Annotated in this window: 21 protein-coding genes; 17 read left to right on the forward strand and 4 right to left on the reverse strand. The window is 61.7% G+C overall.

Annotated elements, in window-relative coordinates; all coding sequences use genetic code 11:
- Positions 1 to 15: 15 nt before the first annotated feature.
- From AC0IYN_RS21685 to AC0IYN_RS21700, 4 genes are all read left to right on the forward strand, one after another.
- Complete coding sequence (locus AC0IYN_RS21685) at positions 16 to 1,056, forward strand: ABC transporter substrate-binding protein (RefSeq protein ID WP_457247485.1); 1,041 nt, start codon at positions 16 to 18, stop codon at positions 1,054 to 1,056.
- The gene (locus tag AC0IYN_RS21690; RefSeq protein ID WP_406596313.1) at positions 1,053 to 1,937 is read left to right on the forward strand and encodes a PhzF family phenazine biosynthesis protein; all 885 of its coding nucleotides are present in this window, start codon (positions 1,053 to 1,055) and stop codon (positions 1,935 to 1,937) included. The genes AC0IYN_RS21685 and AC0IYN_RS21690 overlap by 4 nt, the downstream gene beginning before the upstream one ends.
- The gene (locus tag AC0IYN_RS21695) at positions 1,934 to 2,395 is read left to right on the forward strand and encodes a RidA family protein (RefSeq protein ID WP_406596314.1); all 462 of its coding nucleotides are present in this window, start codon (positions 1,934 to 1,936) and stop codon (positions 2,393 to 2,395) included. The genes AC0IYN_RS21690 and AC0IYN_RS21695 overlap by 4 nt, the downstream gene beginning before the upstream one ends.
- A gap of 70 nt (positions 2,396 to 2,465) precedes the next feature.
- Positions 2,466 to 3,086 (forward strand): transglycosylase SLT domain-containing protein, encoded by a 621-nt coding sequence (locus AC0IYN_RS21700; RefSeq protein WP_457238691.1) that lies wholly within the window; start codon positions 2,466 to 2,468, stop codon positions 3,084 to 3,086.
- 186 nt (positions 3,087 to 3,272) lie between these two features.
- On the opposite strand, the gene AC0IYN_RS21705 is transcribed toward AC0IYN_RS21700, so the two are convergent.
- The gene (locus AC0IYN_RS21705; protein WP_471843153.1) at positions 3,273 to 3,518 is read right to left on the reverse strand and encodes a DUF6124 family protein; all 246 of its coding nucleotides are present in this window, start codon (positions 3,516 to 3,518) and stop codon (positions 3,273 to 3,275) included.
- A 389-nt stretch (positions 3,519 to 3,907) separates the two neighbouring features.
- Here AC0IYN_RS21705 and AC0IYN_RS21710 point away from each other — a divergent pair, with 389 nt between their 5' ends.
- From AC0IYN_RS21710 to AC0IYN_RS21740, 7 genes are all read left to right on the forward strand, one after another.
- Entirely contained in the window at positions 3,908 to 4,252 is a 345-nt protein-coding gene (locus AC0IYN_RS21710) for an FKBP-type peptidyl-prolyl cis-trans isomerase (RefSeq protein ID WP_471843155.1), read from the forward strand.
- Between the two features lie 11 nt (positions 4,253 to 4,263).
- Complete coding sequence (locus tag AC0IYN_RS21715) at positions 4,264 to 4,866, forward strand: GNAT family N-acetyltransferase (RefSeq protein ID WP_471843157.1); 603 nt, start codon at positions 4,264 to 4,266, stop codon at positions 4,864 to 4,866.
- 420 nt (positions 4,867 to 5,286) lie between these two features.
- The gene (gene mgtA, locus AC0IYN_RS21720) at positions 5,287 to 7,992 is read left to right on the forward strand and encodes a magnesium-translocating P-type ATPase (protein WP_471843159.1); all 2,706 of its coding nucleotides are present in this window, start codon (positions 5,287 to 5,289) and stop codon (positions 7,990 to 7,992) included.
- Positions 7,993 to 8,073: 81 nt separating this feature from the next.
- Positions 8,074 to 8,790, forward strand: a complete 717-nt coding sequence (locus tag AC0IYN_RS21725; protein ID WP_471843161.1) for an MgtC/SapB family protein — start codon at positions 8,074 to 8,076, stop codon at positions 8,788 to 8,790.
- Positions 8,791 to 9,093: 303 nt separating this feature from the next.
- On the forward strand, positions 9,094 to 9,723 hold the full coding sequence (locus AC0IYN_RS21730) for a response regulator (RefSeq protein WP_406596320.1): 630 nt from the start codon (positions 9,094 to 9,096) through the stop codon (positions 9,721 to 9,723).
- A 1-nt stretch (position 9,724) separates the two neighbouring features.
- The gene (locus AC0IYN_RS21735; RefSeq protein ID WP_471843164.1) at positions 9,725 to 13,339 is read left to right on the forward strand and encodes a transporter substrate-binding domain-containing protein; all 3,615 of its coding nucleotides are present in this window, start codon (positions 9,725 to 9,727) and stop codon (positions 13,337 to 13,339) included.
- Positions 13,340 to 13,473: 134 nt separating this feature from the next.
- The gene (locus AC0IYN_RS21740; RefSeq protein ID WP_406596322.1) at positions 13,474 to 13,902 is read left to right on the forward strand and encodes an ANTAR domain-containing protein; all 429 of its coding nucleotides are present in this window, start codon (positions 13,474 to 13,476) and stop codon (positions 13,900 to 13,902) included.
- On the opposite strand, the gene dkgB is transcribed toward AC0IYN_RS21740, so the two are convergent.
- The 3 genes from dkgB to AC0IYN_RS21755 form a co-directional block, all read right to left on the reverse strand.
- Positions 13,899 to 14,717: a 2,5-didehydrogluconate reductase DkgB gene (gene dkgB, locus AC0IYN_RS21745; protein WP_471843167.1), complete on the reverse strand. Its 819-nt coding sequence runs from the start codon at positions 14,715 to 14,717 to the stop codon at positions 13,899 to 13,901. The genes AC0IYN_RS21740 and dkgB overlap by 4 nt on opposite strands.
- 162 nt (positions 14,718 to 14,879) lie before the next feature.
- The gene (locus AC0IYN_RS21750) at positions 14,880 to 15,458 is read right to left on the reverse strand and encodes a helix-turn-helix domain-containing protein (protein WP_406596324.1); all 579 of its coding nucleotides are present in this window, start codon (positions 15,456 to 15,458) and stop codon (positions 14,880 to 14,882) included.
- Positions 15,446 to 17,401, reverse strand: a complete 1,956-nt coding sequence (locus tag AC0IYN_RS21755; protein WP_457238696.1) for an oxidoreductase — start codon at positions 17,399 to 17,401, stop codon at positions 15,446 to 15,448. The genes AC0IYN_RS21750 and AC0IYN_RS21755 overlap by 13 nt, the downstream gene beginning before the upstream one ends.
- Before the next feature lie 130 nt (positions 17,402 to 17,531).
- On the opposite strand from AC0IYN_RS21755, the gene AC0IYN_RS21760 reads away from it, so the two are divergent.
- The 6 genes from AC0IYN_RS21760 (at position 17,532) to AC0IYN_RS21785 (ending at position 24,823) form a co-directional block, all read left to right on the forward strand.
- Positions 17,532 to 18,290, forward strand: coding sequence for a class II aldolase/adducin family protein (locus AC0IYN_RS21760; protein WP_406596326.1), 759 nt, complete (start codon positions 17,532 to 17,534; stop codon positions 18,288 to 18,290).
- A gap of 41 nt (positions 18,291 to 18,331) precedes the next feature.
- Positions 18,332 to 18,970: a TetR family transcriptional regulator C-terminal domain-containing protein gene (locus AC0IYN_RS21765; RefSeq protein ID WP_406596327.1), complete on the forward strand. Its 639-nt coding sequence runs from the start codon at positions 18,332 to 18,334 to the stop codon at positions 18,968 to 18,970.
- Between the two features lie 149 nt (positions 18,971 to 19,119).
- Positions 19,120 to 19,911 carry an enoyl-CoA hydratase/isomerase family protein gene (locus tag AC0IYN_RS21770; protein WP_471843171.1) on the forward strand — a complete coding sequence of 264 codons (792 nt, stop codon included), beginning with the start codon at positions 19,120 to 19,122 and terminating at the stop codon, positions 19,909 to 19,911.
- 27 nt (positions 19,912 to 19,938) lie between these two features.
- Positions 19,939 to 21,099, forward strand: coding sequence for an acyl-CoA dehydrogenase family protein (locus AC0IYN_RS21775; RefSeq protein WP_406596329.1), 1,161 nt, complete (start codon positions 19,939 to 19,941; stop codon positions 21,097 to 21,099).
- Positions 21,100 to 21,117: 18 nt separating this feature from the next.
- A complete protein-coding gene (locus AC0IYN_RS21780) occupies positions 21,118 to 23,226 on the forward strand; it encodes an acetate--CoA ligase family protein (RefSeq protein WP_471843173.1) in 2,109 nt (702 codons plus the stop codon).
- Entirely contained in the window at positions 23,216 to 24,823 is a 1,608-nt protein-coding gene (locus AC0IYN_RS21785; RefSeq protein WP_457238700.1) for a 5-guanidino-2-oxopentanoate decarboxylase, read from the forward strand. The genes AC0IYN_RS21780 and AC0IYN_RS21785 overlap by 11 nt, the downstream gene beginning before the upstream one ends.
- The last annotated feature ends 14 nt before the right edge of the window (positions 24,824 to 24,837 follow it).

The raw sequence follows: 24,837 nt of genomic DNA on the forward strand, positions 1-24,837 counted from the left end.
GTTTGGAGCTTGATCATGCTTAAGCGTCTTGTGATTGTCGGTCTGTTGTGCGCTGCCATCCTGCCCGCCGCCCAGGCCCAGGACCTCACCAAGGTCACCCTGGCGTTCCCCAGCGAAGGCTTTCTGTATGTGCCGATCTACGTCGCGCAGAAACAGGGCTACTTCGCCGAAGAAGGCCTGAATGTGGAAGTGATCGTGTTTCAAAAAGGCGGCTCGGCGGCGTTGACGGCCGTGCTCGGTCGTGATGCCGATGCCTATGTCGGTTTGCCTGCGGTCGCCGTGCGCGCGCGGTCCAAAGGCCAGAACGTGCAGGCGTTTGCCGCCGTGCAGACCCAGTTCGGCAGCACCGTAGTGATCGATGGCGAGTCTGCGCGCAAAGCCGGTGTGTCGGCCGCGTCGCCCATCTCGGCGCGTGCCGAGGCCCTCAAGGGCTTGAAGATCGGCGTGACTGGCCCCGGCAGCACCACCGACATGTTGGTGCGCTACCTGGCCAAGGACGCCGGCCTGAACCCGGACAAAGACTTCACCATCATGCCCATCGGTGGTGCGCCGAACATGCTCGCGGCGTTTTCCCAGGGCAGCATCAACGGCTTCTCGCTGTCGCCACCCACCATCACCACGGCGGCCAAGCAGGGCGGTTTTGTGTTGATGGACCTGGCCAAGGGCGAATACAAACCCCTGGATGGTTTCCTGTTCACCGCGATGATCGCCCGCGAGGACTGGTTGAGCAGCAACAAGGCCACCGCCGAGAAACTGGTGCGCGCCATCTGGAAGGCCGAACACCTGATCGCCAGCGAACCGGACAAGGCCCGCGAGTCGGTGCGCCCGTACTTCGCCCACACCGATGCGGCGATCTTCGACGCCGCCTGGACGGCTTCGTTGCCGTCCTACCCGGCCACGCCGCGTATCGAAAAAGACGGCGTCGAGAAGAACATCAGTTTCATGAACGCCGTCGAGAATGACCCGGTGACACTCGACCCGCAGCAGGTCTACACCAACACCATCGTCGACGCCGTGGCGCCGACTGTTTCCACCCTCAAGGGAGAGGCGAAATGACGCCCGAGGTTCATCTGGTCAATGTATTTCCCGCCACCGCGCGTGGCGGCAACCCGGCGCCGACCGTGGCGCTGGCCGACGGCATGAGCGACGCCGATATGCAGCAAGTCGCCCGCGATTACGGGCATGAGTGCGGCTTTGTGTTCGCCGCACCGGCCGGCAGCGATTTCGATTTTGCCCTGCGTTTCTGGGTGCCCAACCATGAGATGGAAATGTGCGGCCATGCCACCGTCGGCGCCATTTGGCTGCTGGATCAATTGGGCATGTTGCACAAGGAGCGCCTGGCGCTGTGGACGTTGAGCGGGCGGGTTGATGCACGGATTACCAATGCCGGCACGCCGCAGATTCAAGTCGAAATCAGCCAACCCAAGGGGCAGGTTGAAACCTTGAACGACCCGCAGGTGGAGGCCGAAATTTTGTCGGTGTTGGGCATCACGTCCAATGAACTGGCGCCGTTGCCGATCCAGAACGCCCGCACCAGCCGGGTCAAGACCCTGGTCGCGCTGAAGAGCGTGGCCGTGCTGGACAGCCTCAAGCCGGACTACCGCCGCATGGAGCAACTGTGCGAGCGCATTGGTTCCACGGGGTTGTATCCCTACGCGCCGTCGGACCTTGAAGGTCGCCAGTTCGATGCACGGCAATTCCCCAAATCCTCGGGTTACCCGGAAGACGCCGCCACTGGCATCGCCGCCGCGGCCTTGTCTTTTGGCCTGCTGGAAAACGGCCTGGTGACCGCTGACGATCGTCCGGTGTACATCCGCCAGGGCCGCGCGATGGGGCGGCCTTCGCAGATTTCGCTGCGCTTTCGTCACGATGCGGCAGGGCAGCTACAGGGTTGCTGGTTGGGTGGGCAGGTGGAATTTGTCGAGGAGCCGGCATGAGTATTCGCGAGCGTATCGCCGCCTTGGGCTTGCAACTGCCCGAGGCGCCAGGACCCAAGGGTGACTATGTGCCGGTGACGATTCATGCGGGTGTGGCCTATGTGAGTGGACAAGTGTGCCGGCTGGGCGATGGCGTGATCAGCGGACCGGTGACGGACCAGACCTCACCAGCGCGGGTGACACAGGCCGGTCAAACCTGCGCGTTGCGCGCCTTGAGCGTGCTGGATCAGGCGGTAGGGTTGGAGAACGTCGAGCGCATTCTGTTTGTGCGAGGGTTTGTGTTTGGCGGCGAGGGTTTCCAGCGCTTTTCCAGCGTGGTCGACGGCGCTTCTCAGGTGTTGATTGATGTGTTTGGCGAGCAGGGCCGGCATGCACGTTCGGCGGTGGGCGTGGCGGGGTTGCCCAGCGGCGGAATGCTGGAATTGGAGGTCACCGCCGTTATCAAAACGACTGGATGACACATCGGCACTCACCTCAATGAACGCGTAAAATGCCGGTCTTTTTACGCGTATCTCGCAAAGGTGCCCCTTGAGCGCAGGCAAAACCGTCGGACTGTTACTACTCACCTCCCTGTTGGCGGCGTGCGGCACCTCGCCGCCACGCACGCCCAATGACCTCTGCGGCATCTTCCGCGAAAAGGACGACTGGTACGACGCCGCCAAAGTCACGCAAAAACGCTGGGGCGTGCCGATTCAGGTACCGTTCGCCATCATGTACCAGGAGTCCGGCTTCCGCCAGGACGCCCTGGCCCCCCGCAAATACCTGCTGTGGATCATCCCCTGGGGCCGCGTCTCCACCGCCGCCGGCTACGCCCAGGCCAAGGACGAAGTGTGGAACGACTACCGCAAGAGCACCGGCCGCAGCGGCGCCAGTCGCCAGGACTTCGACGATGCCATCGACTTTGTCGGTTGGTACATGGACAAGACCTACACCGTCAACGGCGTCTACAAATACGACGCGTATGGCCAGTACCTGAACTACCACGAAGGCTGGGGCGGCTACCGCCAACGCACCTACGCCGCCAAGGCCTGGCTGCCGCCGGTGGCGAGCAAGGTGCAGGCGCGTTCACAGCTGTATGCGGCGCAGTATGCGCGGTGCAAGGATGATTTGGGGCGGGGGTTTTGGAGTCGGTTTTGGCGGTGGTTGTGAGGGTTAAGTTAACTATTGTGGTGGGCAGGGCTTGTTGTGGTGAGCGGGCTTGTCCCGCGTTGGGGCGCGAAGCGGCCCCCAAAAAAACGCGTTCTGCCTGGTTAGAACGAGTCTGTTTTAGGGCCGCTTCGCAGCCCAGCGCGGGACAAGCCCGCTCACCACAAGGTTTGCTTGATGCGAATGGACTTAACTGGGCTGAATACACTCCAGCGACCGATCCACCATCACACTGGCCATGTCCACCAGGTGCAGGACCGACAGCACCAACGTGCGTGAAGTCCCTTCCAGTTGATCCCCGGCCGTTTGCGCCGCAACGGCGGCACAACGCAACACGCTGCTGGCGTGGGCCAGGGCGTCTTCGAAGCTGAGGTCTGGGGTGGTGGTGAAGAATTGCAGTTCTGAAGCGGGTGGCGCGGGGACAGGTTTGTCCATGGGTTCAACTCCTAATCAACGTTAGAGAGCCGTTACCTTCGCTACTAAACGGGGTGGCGGCCGTACGCAGGTTAGTAGACCGGTGATTAGGACCCGGTGCACCCGAGGGTGCCCTGCGCACGGCCACCATAACGCAGGGCCGAAAAAAGGCCCCTTGCGTAAGGGGGCGCTTGGCGCCTAATCACATCGTGGGCTACTAAACCCGGTCACTGAATGGGCAGTGACCGACGAAGACTAGCCACGTGATTTGAGCGGCGCAAGCGGTTGGGATTCTCTCGGAAACGTCTTGCGAGATAAAGGGAAATGTCACCGAAACGACTCTTCCTACACTTGCCAAACCCACCCGATTCTGGGAAAAACCCACCCTTTGTATGGTCAACGAGCGTCCCATGAATACCGAAGAACTCCAAATCAGCGACATCCGCCCCGGCACCGGCAAAGCCGTGGTCAAGGGCGCGCTGATCACCACCCAATACACCGGTACCCTGGAAGACGGCACGGTGTTCGACTCCTCCTGGGAGCGCGGCAAGCCGTTCCAGTGTGTGATCGGCACCGGGCGTGTGATCAAGGGCTGGGACCTGGGCTTGATGGGCATGCAGGTGGGCGGTGTGCGCACGCTGTTTGTGCCGGCGCATCTGGCCTATGGCGAGCGATCGATGGGGGCGCATATCAAGCCAAACAGCAACCTGCGTTTTGAGATTGAGTTGCTGGAAGTGCTGACGCGGGATGATTGAGGACGATGGACATGGAAGTTGATTCACACGGGTTGCCGGCGTGTTCCGTCGTGGGCATTCAGGTCGTTGAGCTGGGTGATCGCGATGAGGTCGAGTTGCAGCGGTTTTTTGAGCGGGCGCCGGATTACTTCATAGCGGTCAACGGCGCACCGGCCACTGCCACCGAAGCGCATGAGGAATTGCAGGGGCAGTTGCCCGCAGGGTGGGCGTGCAGTCGGATGTATTGGCTGGGTTACCGCGATCTGGAAAACCAGCTGGTGGCGGTGGTGAACATTGCGGCGCACTTGCTGGCTGTTGGTGTTTGGCATATCGGGCTGTTGCTGGTGGATGCACGCTTGCATGGCACTGGGTTGGCGCAGCGGCTGCACGCCGATCTTGAGGCTTGGGCTGCGGGCAACGGCGCTCAATGGCTGCGTTTGACAGTAGTCATCGGCAATGCCAAGGCCGAACGTTTCTGGCCAAAGCTTGGCTATGTGCAGGTACGCACCCGCGAAGGGATCACGATGGGGCGTCAAGTGAACAGCGTATCGATACAGGTCAAGGCCCTGACAGGTGGGCAGGTGGGTGATTACCTGACGTTGGTGCCGCGAGATCAAGTGGATGCACCTTCCTGAACCCATCCTGAAGAATCTTCTTATTCCCCATACGGAAACTTTCCTACGGTTTACTCTCCTTTCATCGGGGCGTAAGCTTCGCGCGTTTTCATCAATAGCGGAGACCCTCAGTGGGTACTTGTTCGAGTGACAGTAGTCGGCCGGTTTCGGTAACCGGCACAGGCTTGGCAAGGTAACGCGCATTTTTCCGATGCCGTTGTCTCGCCACTAAAAGCGAGAAGCGGCATCCCGGCAGCGCCAGTCCTGGCACCTGCCCGAATCCCTCTCATCGACGCTGACCAGCACCCGCCTCACCTCGGGATGCTACGGACGCGCCTGTCTTTTACGACAGGCGGGCCAAGCTGGCTGTGCCTATAAAACGGGCGCGGTGCAGACGGCGGTACCTGCACGACGGTTTTTTCCTCGCGCAGGAGTAACACCATGAACCTGACTCTGTTGAAAGAGTTCTTTGCCGGCTTCCTGCGGACCCGGCACATCGCCCGGCATTTCCGCCGCCTGGCGATGCTCGACACCGTGACCGACGCCAGCGTCAGCCGCGAAGTGCCGCCGACCCTGGCGCAAACCCTGGTGGTCTCGGCCAACGGCAGTGCGGGGCAATTGCTCGGCACCCTGGGCAGCCATTCCGAGGGTTTGACGACTCAGGAAGCCGATGCCCTGCGCGTGCAATACGGCCTCAACGAAGTCGAGCATGAGCAACCGCTGCCATGGTGGGTGCACCTGTGGCACTGCTACAAAAACCCGTTCAACCTGTTGCTGACGTTGCTGGCGGTGATCTCCTGGCTGACCGAAGACATGAAGGCCGCCACGGTGATTTTCTCCATGGTGGTGCTGTCGACGCTGCTGCGTTTCTGGCAGGAGGCCAAGTCCAACAAGGCCGCCGACGCCCTCAAGGCCATGGTGAGCAACACCGCTACGGTGCTGCGCCGCGATGAAGCCAAGCGCATCGAACTGCCAATCAAACAACTGGTGCCGGGCGACCTGATCGTACTGTCCGCTGGGGACATGATCCCCGCCGATTGCCGCGTACTCAGCGCCAAGGACCTGTTTGTCAGCCAGGCGGCAATGACCGGGGAATCGATGCCGGTGGAGAAGTTCGCCCAGCAGCAGGACGCCAAGACCCGCAACCCGCTGGACCTGGAGAACATCCTGTTCATGGGCACCAACGTGGTGTCCGGCGCGGCGACGGCGGTGATCCTGACCACCGGCAACAGCACCTATTTCGGCGCCTTGGCCCAGCGCGTGACCGCGACTGATCGCGCCACCACCTCGTTCCAGCATGGCGTCAACAAGGTCAGCTGGTTGCTGATCCGCTTCATGTTCGTGATGGCGCCGCTGGTGCTGTTCATCAATGGGTTCACTAAGGGCGACTGGACCGAGGCACTGCTGTTCGCGCTGTCGATTGCCGTGGGCCTGACCCCGGAAATGCTGCCGATGATTGTCACGTCCACCCTGGCCAAGGGCGCGGTGTTTCTGTCGCGTAAAAAAGTCATCGTCAAGCGCCTGGACGCGATCCAGAACTTCGGTGCCATGGACGTGCTGTGCACCGACAAGACCGGCACCCTGACGCAGGACAAGATTTTCCTGGCGCGTCATGTGGACGTATGGGGTGAAGAGTCCGATGACGTACTGGAAATGGCCTACCTCAACAGCTACTACCAGACCGGCCTGAAAAACCTGCTGGACGTGGCGGTGCTGGAACATGTGGAGGTGCATCGTGAGCTGAAGGTCGGCACGGCATTCCAGAAGGTCGATGAGATCCCGTTCGACTTCAACCGCCGCCGCATGTCCGTGGTGGTCGCCGAGCAGGGCCAGCCGCACCTGTTGATCTGCAAGGGTGCCGTGGAGGAGATTCTGTCGGTGTGCAACAACGTGCGCCATGGCGACGTCAATGAAGCACTGACCGATGACCTGTTGGCACGCATCCGTCAGGTCACCGCCGCGTTCAACGAAGAAGGCCTGCGTGTGGTCGCCGTGGCGGCGCAACCGCTGGCGCCGGGGCGTGACACCTACAGCCTGGCGGATGAGAAAAACCTCACGCTGATCGGTTACGTCGCGTTCCTCGATCCACCCAAGGAAAGCACCGCGCCTGCGCTCAAAGCCCTCAAGGCCCATGGCGTGGCAGTGAAAGTGCTGACCGGCGATAACGAACTGGTCACCGCCAAGATCTGCCGCGAAGTGGGCCTGGAGCAACAGGGTCTGCTGATGGGCAACGACATTGAGGACATGACCGACGCCGAGCTGGCCAAGGCCGTGGAAACCACCAATGTGTTCGCCAAGCTGACGCCAAGCCACAAGGAACGCATCGTGCGCTTGCTCAAGGCCAATGGGCATGTGGTCGGCTTCATGGGCGATGGCATCAACGACGCGCCAGCGCTGCGGACCGCCGACATCGGCATTTCGGTGGACAGTGCAGTGGATATTGCCAAGGAAGCTGCCGATATCATCCTGCTGGAAAAGAGCCTGATGATCCTGGAGGAGGGCGTGCTGGAAGGCCGGCGCACCTTCGCCAACATGCTCAAGTACATCAAGATGACTGCCAGCTCCAACTTCGGCAACGTGTTCTCGGTGCTGGTGGCCAGTGCGTTTATCCCGTTCCTGCCGATGCTGCCGATGCATCTGCTGGTGCAAAACCTGCTGTATGACATTTCGCAGATTGCGATCCCGTTCGATAACGTCGACGACGAGATGCTGAGTAAACCCCAGCGCTGGCAGCCAGGAGATGTCGGCCGTTTCATGCTGTTTTTCGGGCCGATCAGTTCGATCTTTGACATCACCACGTTCGCACTCATGTGGTATGTCTTCGATGCCAACACCCCCGACCACCAGACCCTGTTCCAGTCCGGCTGGTTCGTGGTGGGGCTGCTGACCCAGACGTTGATCGTGCACATGATCCGCACCCCGAAAATCCCGTTCCTGCAGAGCCGTGCGGCGATGCCATTGATGGTGATGACGGGCGTGATCATGGCCGTGGGCATTTTCCTGCCGATGGGCCCGTTGGCGCACTACTTCAAATTGCAGGCGCTGCCGTCGCTGTACTTTGTATTCCTGCCAGTGATCCTGCTGGCGTATATGGCCCTGACCCAGGCGGTGAAGGGCTACTACATCCGTAAATTTGGCTGGCAGTAACCACAGCAACAACAGTAACAACTCCCCTTGTATGGGCTGGCAAGCCAGCGCATACAGGGTGGGGGGTCTAGGAGAGTTTTCATGCAAGCAATCAACAACATCAACCTCAATTCGCTGATCGACACCCTGGTCAGCCTCACCGCGGCCTTTATCCTCGGCGGCCTGATCGGCTTCGAGCGCCAGTACCGCCAGCGTACGGCGGGCCTGCGAACCAACGTGCTGGTGGCAGTGGGGGCGGCGATCTTCGTCGACATGGCCAACCGTCTCGGTGGTGCCGAAGGCGCCGTGCGGGTGGTGGCCTATGTGGTGTCGGGTATCGGCTTTCTCGGTGCCGGCGTGATCATGCGCGAGGAGGGCAACGTGCGTGGGCTCAACACTGCCGCCACCCTCTGGGCCTCGGCTGCGGTGGGTGCCTGCGCGGGTGCCGACTTGATCCTGGAAGCGCTGCTGGGCACGTTGTTTGTGCTGGCGGCCAATACGTTGCTGCGCCCGATCGTCAACAACATCAACCGCCAGCCGCTGGATGTGGTGTCGGCAGAAGTCACCAACATCCTGTATGTGATCGCCCGGCGCACTCAGCAAAAAGCCGTTCTGGCGTTGCTGGAAGATGAGCTGGCACGGTGCAATTACCCCGCCAGTGACGTGGATGTGCGTCCTTTCGGCACGGAAGAGGTCGAAATCGAAGCCACCTTGGCCGTGACCTCTGTAGACGGTGACGAGTTGGACGCCCTGGTGGCGCGCATCTCGATGTCGACCCTGGTGGTGCAGGCATTCTGGAGTCCAAGTACTACGGAGTAGGTTGTGTCTGTCAGGCAATGCCCTGCGCAAAGCCGGCTATGCTGTACAGGGGAAAAGTCCTACAAGCATTCGAGATTATCCCTTCATTTGAAACAACACGCCGTTGTTAAGGTTGCGGGCTTGCGTCTGCTCAGGAACCAAGACGCAGCTCTACGTTAATACCGTGTTTGATCAAAAGGAGGGGTCTGTACTGCCTGAGATGTTCCGTAGAGTCATCAGTGCCGTCCGTCGGAACTGTTACTTTTCACAGGTAGATAGGTCTCGCGTGATATGTAAGCGTACTGGTCCTCTTAGGGGAGTCTTATGGGCAACAAAGCTTTAGTTGTGGACGATCACCCTTTTATACGTGCCACCGTGAAGTACCTGTTAAAGCAGGAAGGTTTTGTAAAAATTTTTGAAGCTGGCAACGGTGCCGACGCCATGCAGATTGCGCGTGAGGAGCGCCCGGACCTGATCATTCTCGACCTGGCAATGCCCAAGCTCGGTGGTTTGGAGGTGATCAGTCGGATCAAAGCCCTGGAGTTGCCTTGCAAGATACTGGTGCTGACCTCTTACCTGGCGGTGTTCTTTTCCACCCGTTGCATGCGCGCCGGGGCCATGGGCTTTGTGGCCAAGACGGGTGAGCTGGATGAGCTGCAAAAGGCGATCAGGGCGATCCAGTCTGGCTACAGTTGCTTTCCGAGCCTGCCGACCAGTTCGGTACGCCGTGATGATCTGCAGACCACCGAGCAAGAACTGGTGGAAGCGCTGTCGGACCGTGAGCTGACAGTGTTGCAAAAATTGGCGCTGGGCCTGGGCAACAAGGAGATCGCTGAGGACATGCTGCTGAGCCACAAGACCATCAGCACTTACAAGACGCGCCTCAAGGAGAAACTGCGTATGTCTTCGGTGGTGCACCTGTCCAAGTTCGCCCAGCGCAACCATCTGATCTGAAATGACCACCTCCCGGCGGGTGAAACTCACGGCCATCCTGCTGATGGGGCTGTTACCCTTGGCGGCAATGGCCCTGGATCAACCCCATCCCCTGCGCCTGCTTGGCCATTCCACCCTTGAACACCCCGATGTGGCGCTTGATGAAAGCGATTGGCGCTGGCTGCGTGAGCGACGCACGTTGGTGATGGGGGTGTCGGCACCCGACTACGCCCCTTTCGATTTGAGCAACCATGATGACTTTGAAGGCATCACGGCTGACTACACGGGGCTGGTCAGCCTGGTCTTGAACATACCCATCGAGGTGCGGCGCTACGATACCCGCGATGAAGTGATCGAGGCACTCAAGTCAGGCGATGTGGATTTCGTCGGGTCGGCCAATGGTTATGAAGCGGCCGACAAGGCGCTGGTACTGTCGCGTTCCTACGCCAATGATCAACCTGTGCTGGTCACCCGTGCAGGTGACAGTCATTCATTGAGCGCCGACCTCGCCGACAAGCGCGTGGCGATGCTTTACCACTATATGCAGCCCGACGCAGTCCAGGCTTTTTACCCCAAGGCACACCTGCAGTTGTACGGCTCGACGCACCAGGCGATCGGTGCCGTAGCGTTCGGCCAGGCGGATGTCTACCTGGGCGACGCCATCAGTACCCGTTATCTGATCAACAAGAACCACCTGAACAATGTGCGCATGGCGGATTTTTCCGCGTTGGAAGTCAATCCGTTCGGGTTTGCGTTTACCGCCGACAATCTTCGCCTGTTGAACATTATCAACACGGCGCTGGCCGTTATCCCGGCCAGCCAGCAGATGGAAATCCTGCGGCGCTGGAGTGCCGGTGGCAACGGTGTCCTGGAGGCCGACCGTTTGCGACTGAGTGACAACGAACAGCGTTGGCTGGAAAAGCATCCACGGGTAAAAGTGGCGGCCCTCGATAAATTCATGCCGCTGTCGTTTTTTAATGAGCAAGGGCAGTTCGCCGGTTTGAGTGACGAGGTTTTATCGCGGATCAGTTTGCGCACCGGGTTGAAATTCGACGTGGTGCAGGGCAGTTCGCTGCCTCGGCAAATTGACGACGTCAGCACCGGTCAAGTGGACATGCTGGCGGTGATCACGCCCAGTGTCGAGCGTTCCGAGAGGATTCGCTTTACCCGGCCTTACCTGTCCAATCCTTATGTGCTGGTGGTGCGCGCCGCTGATGAACGCGTCGTTACGCTGGAGGACATGCCGGGCAAACGCCTGGCGTTCATTGGCGGCAACAGCCTCGCCGCGCAAATTGCCAAGGATTACCCAGGTATCGAGTTTGTCGACGTCGAGAACCCTGAAGCGTCCATGAGCCAGGTCGCCAAGGGCAGTGTCGATGCGACGGTGGTTTCGCTGATCAGCGCACGCTACATGATTGCGCGCGATTATCGGGATCGTCTGCGGATCACCAGCACAGTCGGGACGGAACCGGCGAGGATTGCCTTTGGTGTCAACCGCAGCCAACTGGAGCTGTATTCCATCCTGGAGAAGGCGCTGCTGAGCATCACACCCGAGGAGATGGACGAACTGTCCAACCATTGGCGCAGTGAGATCATCGTCGAAGACAGTTACTGGGTCAGCCATCGCAACGTGATTATCCAAGGGTTTGGCCTGGCGGCGCTGTTGCTGGTGATTACCCTGGGCTGGGTGCTCTACCTGCGCAACCTGATACGCAAGCGCGCCCAGGCCGAGCGGGCCCTGAGCGACCAGATGCGGTTCATGGGCGTGCTGATCGACGGCACCCCCCACCCGATTTACGTGCGCGATCGCCAGGGGCGGTTGATGGCGTGCAACAACGCCTACCTGGATGTATTCGGCTTCAAGCTGGAGGATGTCATCGGCAAGACGGTCGTGGAAACCGACACCGGTAACCCGCCCCAGGCCCAGTCTTTCCATGCTGATTACTTGAGCCTGATGGCGCGTGGTGAGCCCCAGATCCAGGACCGGGTCCTCAAGGTGCCCGGTGGTGGTGTACTGACCATTTACCAGTGGATGCTGCCGTACCGCGATAGCAACGGCAACGTCGTGGGCATGATTGCCGGGTGGGTCGATGTGAGCGAGCGCCAGCGCCTGCTGGGCCAGTTGCAGGAAGCCAAGGAGGAGGCCGACGCGGCCAACCGCGCCAAGACCACGTTCCTGGCGACCATGAGCCATGAGATCCGCACGCCCATGAACGCGGTGATCGGCATGATTGAGTTGGCCCAGAAAAACGCCGAGCAAGGTCGTGCCGATCAGGATGCGCTGGAGGTGGCGTCGATGGCCTCGCGCAGCATGCTGGAGCTGATCGGCGATATCCTGGACATTGCGCGGATCGAAACCGGTCACCTGTCCCTGACCCTGGCGCCGGCTAATCCGCGCGAGTTGTTGGCCTCAGTAGCGCGGGTGTTCGAGGGGTTGGCGCGGGATAAGGGGCTGTCGCTGCACGTCGAGCTCGACCCGGCGACCGATTGCTCGGTGCTCATCGATCCTTTGCGTTTCAAGCAGGTGGTGTCCAACCTGCTGGGCAACGCCATCAAGTTTACCGCCACCGGCCAGGTGCGCCTGAGTGCCCAGTGCGCGCCGGCGTCCGCTGACGAGCACGTGAACCTGCGGTTGTCTGTGGAAGATACGGGGATAGGCATCAGTGCCGAAGATCAGCAGCGCTTGTTCAACCCGTTTATCCAGGGCAGCAATCACGCCCAATCGGCACGCAGTGGTTCCGGCCTTGGGTTGGTGATCAGCCGCAACCTGTGCGAGATGATGGGCGGGCAATTGCACTTGAGCAGCGTGCTGGGAAAAGGCACGCGGGTGGACGTGGCGTTGACGCTGGCGTTGACCACGCAAACGCCGGTTTCCGTACCGGTGTCACGCGTTCCCCCTACCCAGTCCTTGAACCTGCTGGTGGTCGATGATTATCCGGCCAACCGCCTGCTGTTGGCTCGACAATTGAGTTTCCTGGCGCACCGCATCGTCACCGCCGACGATGGCGCCGAGGGCCTTGCACTGTGGCAGGCCGGTCATTTTGATGGGGTGATCACCGACAGCAACATGCCCATCATGGACGGCTACACGTTGGCGCGAGATATCCGCGCCCAAGAGCGTCAACGTGGCCTGGTGCCTTGCCTGATATTGGGGTTCACCGCCAACGCCCAGCCGGAAGAAACGGAGCGCTGCCGACAGGCGGGCATGGATGGTTGTTTGTTCAAACCGACCGGTTTGGATGATTTGCGCGCAGCGCTGGCATCACGCACGGCCAGTGCTGCCACGCCTAAAGCCGAACCGGTGTTTGATTTGAGCGCGTTGATTACGTTGACGGGCGGCGATAAGGCCGCACTCAACGAGTTGTTGCAGCCATTGCTCGGCAGCCTCGTCGAGGACCGCCTGTTGCTGCCGTTGCTGCTTGAGCCGGTGGACTTCGCCAGGCTGCATGACCTGGCTCACCGCGTCAAAGGCGGGGCCCGCATGGTCAAGGCTCAGGTGCTGGTCGCCTGTTGCGAAACCTTGGAGGGCGTGTGTGAACGGCGTGACCACAATGCCTCAGTGGCTGCGGTTGAGGCAGTAGGGGCGGCCATCGACGGCTTGCACCATAGTCTCAGCCAACACTGCAAGCAGGCTTGACCGAGGGTGATAGCCATTCGGTGGATTTGGGAGAACTCCTACATGGAACGGGAACAAGCCTGATTTTGTCTTCGAGGTATGTCTGGAAAATAGGCGGGGCTCAATGACGAGCACTGCCTGCCCAGGGGTTCGCCATGCCAAACAAAGCACTGACCATTCTGATAGCCGATGAGCAACACCTGCAACGCCTGTACATAGAGAAGATGCTCAACCGGCTGGGTTATCACCGGATCGTCCCGGTGCAGACCTTCGAAGAGGTCCAACTGCTCACCGCCATTCCGGCCCAACCTTTTGATGTAATGATCATCAACGCGGGGCTGGTCACACTAACCTGCGGGCCTCAACCCCAGGTGCACCATGTGCTGGTCTACGATCATCTGGACCTGAACCCGGACACGCCCGCCGGTGCAACGCCGCAGGTTCTGGTACGCCTGCCCGGCGCGCCGGATAACGTCAACCTTGAACACTTCATGGACATCATCGACCCACCCGCAGCCACAGCCGGCCTGCGGGTATTGCCGTGGCTGCGGGAGCTATCGCGCAGCCACGTGGCCGGGGTTTAGTCCCACTTCGGGGCGATGCCTTTAGGGCTGGTCAGGCGATGGCCGCGTTCCAGTGCGGCGATCTGCGCCATGTCGGCAGCGTTCAAGGTCAGTTGCAGGGCCTTGAGGTTGCTTTCCAGGTTGGCGCGTTTGGTCGACGACGGAATGACTGCGTAGCCCAGCTGCATGGCCCAGGCCAACGTAACTTGCGCCGGGGTTGCCTGATGGCGCTCGGCGATCTGCTGGATCACCGGGTCCTTGAGCACTTCGCCGTAGGCCAGGGTCATGTAGGACGTGATCTGGATACCGTGGGCGGTGGCAAAGTCCACGACCTTGCTGTTTTGCAGGTAGGGATGCAGTTCGATCTGGTTGGTGGCGATGTTCTCGGCGCCTACGGCTGCAATCGCCTGCTTCATCAAGTCGACGGTGAAGTTGGAAATGCCGATCTGGCGGGTCAGGCCCAGGCGCTTGGCTTCCAACAGTTGGCCCATGAACTCGGCGACAGGCACCTGGTCTTCCGGCGAGGGCCAGTGGATCAGGGTCAAGTCCAGGTAGTCGGTTTTCAGTTTGCGCAGGCTTTCTTTCAGGCTTGGAATCAGCTGGCCTTCGGCGAAGTTGGCGATCCAGATTTTGCTGGTGATGAACAGCTCATCGCGCGGGATGCCACTGTCGGCAATCGCCTGGCCGACATCGGCTTCGTTCTCGTAGATTTGCGCGGTGTCGATGACGCGGTAGCCCAGTTCCAGGCCATTGCTGACGGAATCGATCACCACCTGGCCTTGCAGGCGGAAGGTGCCTAGGCCAAAGGCCGGAACGTTTTGCATAGGGGTAGACATCAGTAACTCCAGACGGGGTGTGAACAATGGAGTCGAGTATCCGCCCGTCGTTCCTTCGGAAAAACCGCCGAATCCGAAAAGGACTCTTTACCGCAGGTCACGAATGGCCGCCTTGCCACTGTCGCCAGTTCCCGTCGGAACGTTCTCATTCCCGCCAGCGGCTTAAAACGTCGGCGGCGTAATCACCCAGATCACCACTGTGTTCACCTTGCCAGGGTTGCCGTACCGATGGGGTTCACTGCTGGCAAAGCTGAAACTGTCGCCCGCCTCCAACATAAAATGCCGTTCACCCACCCACAGCTCGAACCGACCACTCAGCACGTAGCCTGCTTCTTCGCCTTCATGGCTGTAACTCTGCTGGCTAAAGGCGCCGGGCGGAAAGCTCGATTGCAGCATTTCCAGCTGGTGGTTGGGCAGGGGCGTCAGCAGTTGGTCGACGATGCCATCTTCGTAATGAATGCTTTGGCGATTGCCTTTGCGGACCACGTAGCCTTCGTCCTCGACCGCGGGCACGGTTTCGCTGGCGAAGAACCACTGGGTGGTCACGCCCAGGCTGCGGGCAATGTTGAACAGTGCCGGGATCGAGGGGTAGGCCAGGTTACGCTCCAACTGGCTGAGGTAACCGGCGGTCAATTCACTGGCCTGCGCCAGGGCGGTGAGGGTCAGCCCACGCGCCTTGCGCAGGCCACGAATGCGCGTGCCGAGAAACAGTTGCTGGGGTTCGTCTGTCACAGGTTCCACGCTACCTTGAGTCCTTCGTAGATCGCCTCTTCGGCGGTGCGCGGGGCCAGGCAGTCGCCGATCCGATCAAAGGGCACCAAGCCATGCAGCTCCGCGCCCAGAGTGTCCACCGGCTGGTGCCCCTGGCACAACACCAGGGTGTCGATATTCTCCAGCAGCATCGGCTCGCCGCTGGCGGTGTGTTGCAGGTAGACCGTCGTGTCGTCGCAACCGTAGAGGCGGGCGTAGGGGATGATCGGGATGCCCAGCCGATGCAGTTCGCCCGCCAATTGATCGCGCACGTACAGCGGTAGGTTTTCCCCGCAGTGAGTGCCATTGACCGCCAGTTGTACCGGGTGGCCTGCGCGCGTCAGGCGCTCGGCAATGCCGGGGCCGATCCAATCGCAACGCCAGTCGACCACCACCACCGAACGCCCCAGGGGGACTTGATCGCGCAGCACCTGCCAGGCGTCCACCACCTGCAGCTCGCCGCCTTGCTCGAAGGTTGGCCAGTAAGGTTCGGCGCCGGTGGCGATGATCACGTGGTCGGGACGTTCCTGTTCCACCAGGGCACGGTCGACCCGGGTATTGCGCACCACCCGTACACCGGCCAGTTCCATCTCACGTTGCAGGTTGGTACTGGCGCCGCCGAATTCGCTGCGTCGGGGCAGCAGTTGGGCCAGCAATACTTGGCCACCCAATTGCCCGCTGGCTTCGTACAGCGTCACGTCATGCCCGCGTTGTGCGGCGACTGCCGCCGCTTTCATGCCTGCCGGGCCACCCCCTACTACCAGGATGCGTTTGCGCTTCAACGTCCCTTGCACTTCACCAAATATCAGCTCGCGGCCGGTCTCCGGATGCTGGATGCAGGAGATCGGCAACCCCTTGTGAAAATGACCGATGCAAGCTTGATTGCAGGCAATGCACGCCCGCACATCTTCGGTGCGGCCCTCAAGGGTCTTGGCTGGCATCCGGGGGTCGCAGATCAACGCCCGCGTCATGCCGCAGACATCGGCCTGGCCGCGCGCCAATATCAGCTCCGCCTCCTGAGGCTGGTTGATCCGCCCGGTGACGAAAAGCGGAATCGACAGGCTGGCCTTGAACGTCGCCGCCTCATCGGCAAGGTACGCAGCGGCGATCGCCATGGGTGGCACGATATGGATCGCGCCGCCCAGGGAGGCTGATGTACCCGCGACGATATGCACGTAATCCAACTGTGCCTCCAGACGTTGCACGGCCTCCAGGGACTCGGTTTCGGTGAGCCCCTCGGCATCGCGTTCATCGGCAGATATGCGCAGGCCGATGATGAACTGGTCGTCGGTGGCGGCCCGGACCGCCGCGATGATGTCTCTCAAGAACTTCAGCCGATGCTCCAGGGAGCCGTTGTAAGCATCACTGCGCCGGTTCACCCGAGGGTTGAGAAATTGCGCCGGCAAGTACCCATGGCTGGCGACCACTTCAACCCCGTCGATCCCGGCCTGGTGCAGGCGCCTGGCCGCCGCCGCATAACCTGCGACGATCGCGTCGATCATCGCCTGGTCCAACGCCCGTGGCATCACGCGAAAGCGCTCATTGGGCACGCCGGACGCCGAGTACGCCACGGCCAGCAAACCGTCGGCCGACTCCATGATTTCGCGCCCAGGGTGAAAGATCTGCGAGAGCACCACGGTGCCTTGGGCATGGCAAGTGTTGGCCAGTTCGCGGTAGCCGTCGATGCAGCCGTCGTCAGTCGCCATCAGCACATGGGAGGTGTACCGCGCACTGTCATGCACCCCAGCCACCTGTAACACGATCAGCCCCACACCGCCTTCGGCACGCGCGCGGTGGTAGGCGATCAATTGCGCATTGACGCGGTTATCGGTGGGCATCGAGGTGTCATGCCCGCTGGACATGATGCGGTTTTTCAGGCGCTTGCCGCGCAGCACCAAGGGTTCGAACAGATGGGGAAAGGCAGGGTGCGACATGGTGCGAATACTCCAGGCGCTGTTATTGTTATCGTTCTATAGGAGGCGAGCGCCAGTAAAAAATCAACTTGTTTTTTTACTGGCGGCTGGATTAGCGTCGCCCTCATCAACCCGTGCCTGGAGAATAAAAATGACGCACTCCACCGAACAACAACTGCGTGAGCAGCTCGCCGCGTGCTATCGATTGATCGCGCACTACCGCATGAGCGACCTGATTTTTACGCATATCTCGGTGCGCATCCCTGGGCCTGAACATCACTTCCTGATCAACCCGTATGGGCTGATGTTCGACGAAATCACCGCGTCCAGCCTGGTCAAGATCGGCTTGGACGGCCATGCCGTGGAGCCCTCGGCTTATGCGGTCAACCCGGCGGGCTTCGTGATTCACAGTGCGATTCATGGCGCCCGCGAAGACGCTCAGTGCGTGCTGCACACCCACACCCGCGCGGGCTGCGCGGTGGCGGCCTTGGAGTGCGGGTTGTTGCCGGTGAACCAGATTTCCATGGAGTTCTACGGCAAGGTCGCCTACCACGACTACGAAGGCGTGGCCCTCGACATGGCTGAACAGCAGAGGCTGGTACAGGACTTGGGCGACAAGCCGGTACTGATGCTGCGCAACCACGGTTTGCTCACTGTTGGCGAGACGGTCAGCCAGGCGTTCCTGCGCATGTACTATCTGGAGAAGGCCTGCGATATCCAGATTGCCGCCCAGGCGTGTGGCCCGCTGGTGCTGCCGCCTGCCGAGGTCTGCGCCTACACCGAGCAGCAATTCAACAACCCTGGCCGACCACTGGAGGAGGGCGAGTTGGTCGACCTGGACGCCATGCAATTGGCCTGGGCGGCGTTGCTGCGGATGCTGGATCGGGTGTCGCCGGGGTATCGCGACTGATGTAGAGTCGTGCTGCCGACTCAACCCAAGGACACCGCCGTATGACCCAGGAATCCCGTTTTTCCAGGATGGAGCCGGAAGTGCGCAAGGCCACGCTGGTGCAGGCCACGCTCACGTGCCTCAAGCGTGATGGTTTCCAGGGCGCGTCGATCCGCAAGATCAGCGCCGAGGCCGGGGTGTCGGTGGGGCTGATCAGCCATCACTATTCGGGCAAGGATGAACTGGTGGCCGAGGCCTACCGGACCATCACCGACCAGGTCATGAGCCTGCTGCGCGAGACCATGGCCAAGGCGCCGCCGAACCCCAGGGAGCGCCTGTCGGCGTTGTTCCGTGGCTCGTTTTCCGCCGAATTGCTCGACCCGCACCTGCTGGACGCCTGGCTGGTGTTCTGGGGCGCGGTCAAGACGGCCCCGGCGATCAACCTGGCCCACGAGCATTCCTATGGCGAGTACCGCACCATCATGCGTTCGGCCCTGACCGACATGGCCAGGGAGGAGGGCTGGAAGCACTTCGACGCCGACCTCGCCGCCATCGGCTTGAGCGCATTGCTCGACGGGTTGTGGCTGGAGTCGGGGCTCAACCCCGGCACCTTCACACCCGAGCAGGGCATTCAAATCTGTGAGGCCTGGGTGGACGGGCTGCAGGCCGGTGGTCGCCAGCGATATCAGCTCAAACCCTGAGCCCATCCCGTCGCCCGAACGCCAGGTTCGGGCCGGCATTTCCCTCTTTGAAAATATTTGCGGTTTGCTGATTGCCTTCTTACTGAACACTTGTTTAGTATCGCCTCATGTCGCACCCCTCAAGCCAAATACAATAATTCGAGGAAGCCATGACGACCGATTCGCCCGTGCTCAGTCAGGTACAAGCAGGCGTTGCCTGGATCACCCTCAACCGTGGCCCGCAGCGCAACGCCTTGGACATCCCCACCCTCAAGCACCTGCACAGCTTGCTCGACGCCTTCAACACTGACGCCGCGGTGCGCGTGGTGGTATTGACCGGCAACGGTCGCAGTTTCTGCGCCGGTGCCGACCTGGCCGAATGGGCCGACGCCGAAGCCCGTGGCGCCCTCGAAACCTACGGCTGGACCGAAACTGCCCACGCGCTGATGACCCGCCTGCACACCCTCGATAAACCCACGATTGCTGCGATCAACGGCACGGCCGTCGGCGCCGGCATGGACCTGACATTGTGCTGTGACCTGCGCATCGCGGCCCAATCGGCGCGCTTCAAGGCCGGCTACACCAGCATGGCCTACTCGCCGGACGCAGGCGCCAGCTGGCACTTGCCACGCTTGATTGGCAGCGAGCAAGCCAAGCGCCTGCTGTTCCTCGACGAGCTGTGGAGTGCCGACCGCGCACTGGCCGCTGGCCTGGTCGGTGAAGTGGTCGCCGATGATCAGCTCCAGGCGCACACCACCGAGTTGGCCGCACGCCTGGCCAGCGGCCCGACCTTCGCCTTCGCCCAGACCAAGACCCTGATCCGCGAAGGCGCCGACCGCAACCTGCCCGAGCAGTTGCAGGCCGAACTGGCCGCCGGCCTGTTGTGTGGTCGCAGTGCCGACGGCGCCGAAGCCCTGCGCGCATCCATGGAAAAACGCCTCCCGAATTTCTGCGGCAAATAACAACAACACCTCCGAACAGGTAGCGCCATGAATTTCCAACTCAGCCAAGAACAAGACATGTTGGTGGACGCGGTACGCAGTTTTGTTGCCAAGGAATTGTTGCCTCATGAGGAGGCGGTAGACCGTGCCGATGAGGTCTCGCCCGAACTCGCTGCACAGATTCGCGACAAGGCGATTGCCGCCGGTTTCTACGCGTTCAACATGCCGGAAGAGGTGGGTGGCGGTGGCCTGGATTACCTGTCCCAGGCGCTGATCGAGCGGGAATTGTCCAAAGTCTCGTGGGCGCTGCATGTGTTTGTCGCACGGCCGTCCAAGATCTTGATGGCGTGCACGGGGTCACAGATTGGCGACTACCTGTTGCCCTGCGTGCAAGGCAAGAAAATCGACTGTTTTGCCTTGACCGAACCCGGCGCCGGTTCCGACGCCAATGCCATCAAAACCCGCGCCGTGCGCAGTGGCGATGATTTCGTGATCAACGGCAGCAAGCACTTCATCAGCCACGCCGGGCACGCCGATTTCGCCATCGTGTTTGCGGTCACCGATACCTATGAGCACAACGGCCGACAGCGCAACGCGGTGACGTCGTTCCTGGTGGACCGGGGGACGCCTGGCATGACCATCCGCCGGGGCCCCAAGTGCGTGAGCAATAGGGGCTACCACACCTATGAAATGTTCTTCGACGACTGCCGTGTCCCGGCCTCCAAAGTACTGGGCGAAGTGGGCAAGGGCTGGGAAGTGGCCAACGCCTGGCTCACCGCTGGCCGTGTGATGGTGGCCGCCAACTGCGTCGGCCAGGCCCAGCGCGCGCTGGAGGTGTCGCTGCAATGGGCGGCGGACCGCAAGCAATTCGGCCAGCCCATCGGCACCTATCAAGGCGTGAGCTTCAAGCTGGCGGACATGGCCACGCAGATTCGCGCAGCCGAACTGCTGACCCTGCACACCGCCTGGAAGATGGACCAGGGCACCATGACCGACGGCGAGGCCGGCATGGCCAAGCTGTTTGCCAGTGAAACCCTGGGCAAGGTCGCCGACGAGGCGGTGCAGATTTTCGGCGGCATGGGCTTGATGGATGAAGGGCCGGTGGAACGCATCTGGCGCAACGCGCGGATCGAACGGATCTGGGAGGGCACCTCGGAAATCCAGCGCCATATCATTGCCCGTGAACTATTGCGGCCGCTGTTGCGCTGATCGGCGCGGAGAACGCTTATGTCCCAGGCTATTCGCGACAACCTCAAGCGCCTGCTGGCGCCCCGCCACCTGGCTTTCGTCGGCGGGCGCAGCATGGCGCGTGCGCTCAAGCGCTGCGCCGATGGCGGGTTCACCGGGCCCATGTGGCTGGTCAACCCGCAGCATGACAGCCTCGATGGCGTCCCCTGTGTGCGCCATGTTGCCGACTTACCCTATGGGCCGGACGCGGTGTTTATCGCCACCAACCGCGAACTCACGCTGACCTGCGTCGCCGAACTCGCGGCCATCGGCACGGGCGGTGCCATCTGCTATGCCTCGGGCTTTGCCGAAACCGGGGCCAGCGGTGCGGTCATGCAGCAACAGCTCTTGACGGCGGCGGGTGACATGGCCTTGCTCGGCCCCAACTGTTACGGCCTGCTGGACTACCTGCACAGCTCGGCACTCTGGCCGGTGGCCCATGGCGGCAAGGCGGTAGAGCAGGGCGTAGCGGTGCTGACCCAAAGCGGCAACTTCGCCTACAACCTGTCGATGAGCGACCGTTCGCTGCCGGTGGCCTACATGGCCTCAGTGGGTAACCAGGCGCAATTGGGCGTTGCGGAATTGATGGATGTGCTGCTCGATGAGCCGCGCGTCACCGCTATCGGTCTGCACCTGGAAGGCTTGAAGAACGTACCGGGGTTCGCCCGCGCAGCGCACAAGGCGCTGGAGAAAGGCATTCCGATTATCGCGTTGAAAACCGGTGTCTCGCAGATCGGTGCCGAGCTGGCCTTGAGTCACACCAGTTCGCTGTCCGGCTCCGACGCGCTGTACGACAGCCTGTTCACACGGCTGGGCGTGATCCGTGTCAGCGGGCCGGTGAGTTTTGTCGAAACCCTCAAGGCTGCGGCGTGCGGCAATCTTCCTGCGGGCAATAGCCTAATTGCATTGGCCTGTTCCGGCGGCGATGCGGGGCTGATTGCCGACTATGCCGAGCGCAATCACCTGGCCCTGCCCAAGCTCGATGACCGCCAGCGCAGTGAGCTGGCGCAGGTGTTGCCCAGCTATGCCAACTTGGTCAACCCGCTGGATTTCACGACCGCCATCTGGGGCAACCGTGAAGCGCTCGACACCATGCTCGACACCGCCCTGCGCACCGAAGCGGATGCCGCCATGCTGGTGCTGGATTACCCCGCCGAATTCACGGGCGAGCGCCAGGAGTGCGACCTGCTGTTGGAGCTGTTCTGCAACGCGGTCAGTCGCCATGGCAAGACCGGCTTTGTCACCTCAGCCTTTCCCGAATTGCTGCCGGCCCATGCCCGTGAACGCCTGCATGCCCAAGGCATTGCGGCGTTGCAGGGCGTTGAAGATGCACTGGCGGCCTGGGGGCGGATTGCCGACTACCAGAACAACCGACGCGTCTTGCTGGAGCGGGGCGAATCGATGCTCGAACCGCTGTGCCCCCAAGGCCTCACGGGCAGCGGCGAGGCGCTCGACGAATGGGCCTCCAAGCAGGCGTTGCGTGCATTCGGCCTGACCACGCCCGCCGGGGTGCTGAGCACGCCGGGAAGGGCTGTCAGCGATGCAGACCTGCTGGGTTATCCGCTGGTGCTCAAGGCAGTCAGCACCCAGCTGCCGCATAAGACCGAGGCCGGTGCCGTGGTGCTCAACCTGCAAAACGGCATGGCCCTGACCAGCGCACTGGCGCAGATGCGCGAGCACATCGCGGCTTATGCGCCGGGTATCGCCTTTGACCAACTGCTGCTGGAGTCCATGGCTGCACCACCGCTGGCCGAGTTGATCGTGGGCATCAAGCGCGAAAACGATTTTGGCCTGGCGCTGGTCATTGGCGCCGGCGGCATCCTGGTCGAATTGCTCAAGGACAGCCGCAGCTTGCTGCTGCCCACCACCGACAGCGCAATCCGCAATGCCCTGTTCAGCCTGCGCAGCGCCTCGTTGCTGCAGGGTTTTCGCGGTCGAGACCGGGCGGACATGGACGCGCTGGTGGCGGCGATCCGCGCGGTCGCCGATTACGCCTGCGCCAACGCCGGGCAGTTGCTGGAGTTGGATGTAAACCCATTGTTGGTCAATGCCCAGGGCGCCGTGGCGGTCGATGCATTGATTCGTCTAGGAGATGAACATGCACGATAAAACCATGACCGGCGGCCAGGCCCTGGTGCGGTTACTGGCGCAGTATGGCGTCGACACAGTGTTCGGCATCCCCGGCGTGCATACCCTGGAGCTGTATCGTGGCCTGCCCGGCAGTGGCATTCGGCATGTGCTCACGCGCCATGAGCAAGGCGCCGGTTTCATGGCCGACGGCTATGCCAGGGTCAGCGGCAAGCCGGGCGTGTGCTTTGTGATTACAGGCCCTGGCGTGACCAATGCGGCCACCGCTATAGGCCAGGCCTATGCCGATTCGATTCCGATGTTGGTGATCTCCAGCGTCAACAGCACCGCCAGCCTCGGCAAAGGGTGGGGCAGCCTGCACGAAACCCAGGACCAGCGTGCGATCACCGCGCCGATCACGGCGTTTTCGGCGGTGGCGTTGAGCGCGGAGGATTTGCCCGAGCTGGTCGCCCGCGCCTACGCGGTGTTCGACAGTGAGCGACCGCGCCCAGTGCATATTTCGGTGCCGCTGGATGTGTTGGCCGCGCCGATCAAGCGCGACTGGAGCCACGAAGTGGGGCGTCGTCCAGGTCGCGGCCTGCCGCCTGCTGAAGCCTTGGATCAGGCCGCGGCCAAGCTCTCGGCGGCCAAGCGGCCAATGATCATTGCCGGTGGCGGTGCACTGGAGGCGGGCGAGGCGTTGCAACGCTTGAGCACACACGTGGCGGCGCCCTTTTTTACCAGTGTGGCGGGCAAGGGCTTGTTACCCGTCGACGACCCGCTCAATGCGGGTTCCACCCTGTGTGTCGCCCCTGGCTGGCAACTGATCAGCGAGGCGGATGTGGTGCTGGCGGTGGGTACGGAAATGGCCGACACCGACTATTGGCGCGAACGTCTGCCCCTCGGCGGTGAGCTGCTGCGGGTCGACATCGACCCGCGCAAGTTCAATGACTTCTACCCCTGTGCCGTGGCGCTGCACGGCGATGCCCGCCAGACCGTTCAAGCCTTGTTGGAACGCCTGCCGTCCACCCCGCGTAACGCGGATGACGCCATCGCGAAGGTGTCCGCGTTGCTGCAGGCGGTCGAGTTGGGCCACGGCCCCTTGCAGTCCATCCACCAAGCCATTCTCGACTGCATTGAAGCCGAGCTTCCGGCCAACGCCTTTGTGAGCAGCGACATGACCCAGTTGGCCTACACCGGCAACTACGCCTACCGCAGTCGCGCCCCTCGAAGCTGGCTGCATCCCACCGGCTACGGCACCTTGGGCTATGGCCTGCCGGCGGGCATCGGCGCCAAGTTCGGCGCGCCGCAACGACCGGGCCTGGTGCTGGTGGGCGATGGCGGTTTTCTCTACACCGCCCAGGAACTGGCCACTGCCGTCGAGGAATTGGACAGCCCGCTGGTGGTGCTGCTGTGGAACAACGACGCCCTCGGCCAGATCCGCGACGACATGCTCGACCTGAATATCGAACCCATCGGCGTGCTGCCACGCAACCCGGATTTCGCGCTGTTCGCCCAGGCGTTCGGCTGCACCGTGAACCAGCCCCGCAACCTGGATGAATTGCAGACGGACCTGCGCAACGCGTTCAAACGCAACGGCGTGACCTTGATCGAGTTGAAACATGCCTGTGCCTGTTGACCTTTAGAGAGACA

Source organism: Pseudomonas sp. AC112, from assembly GCF_979253545.1.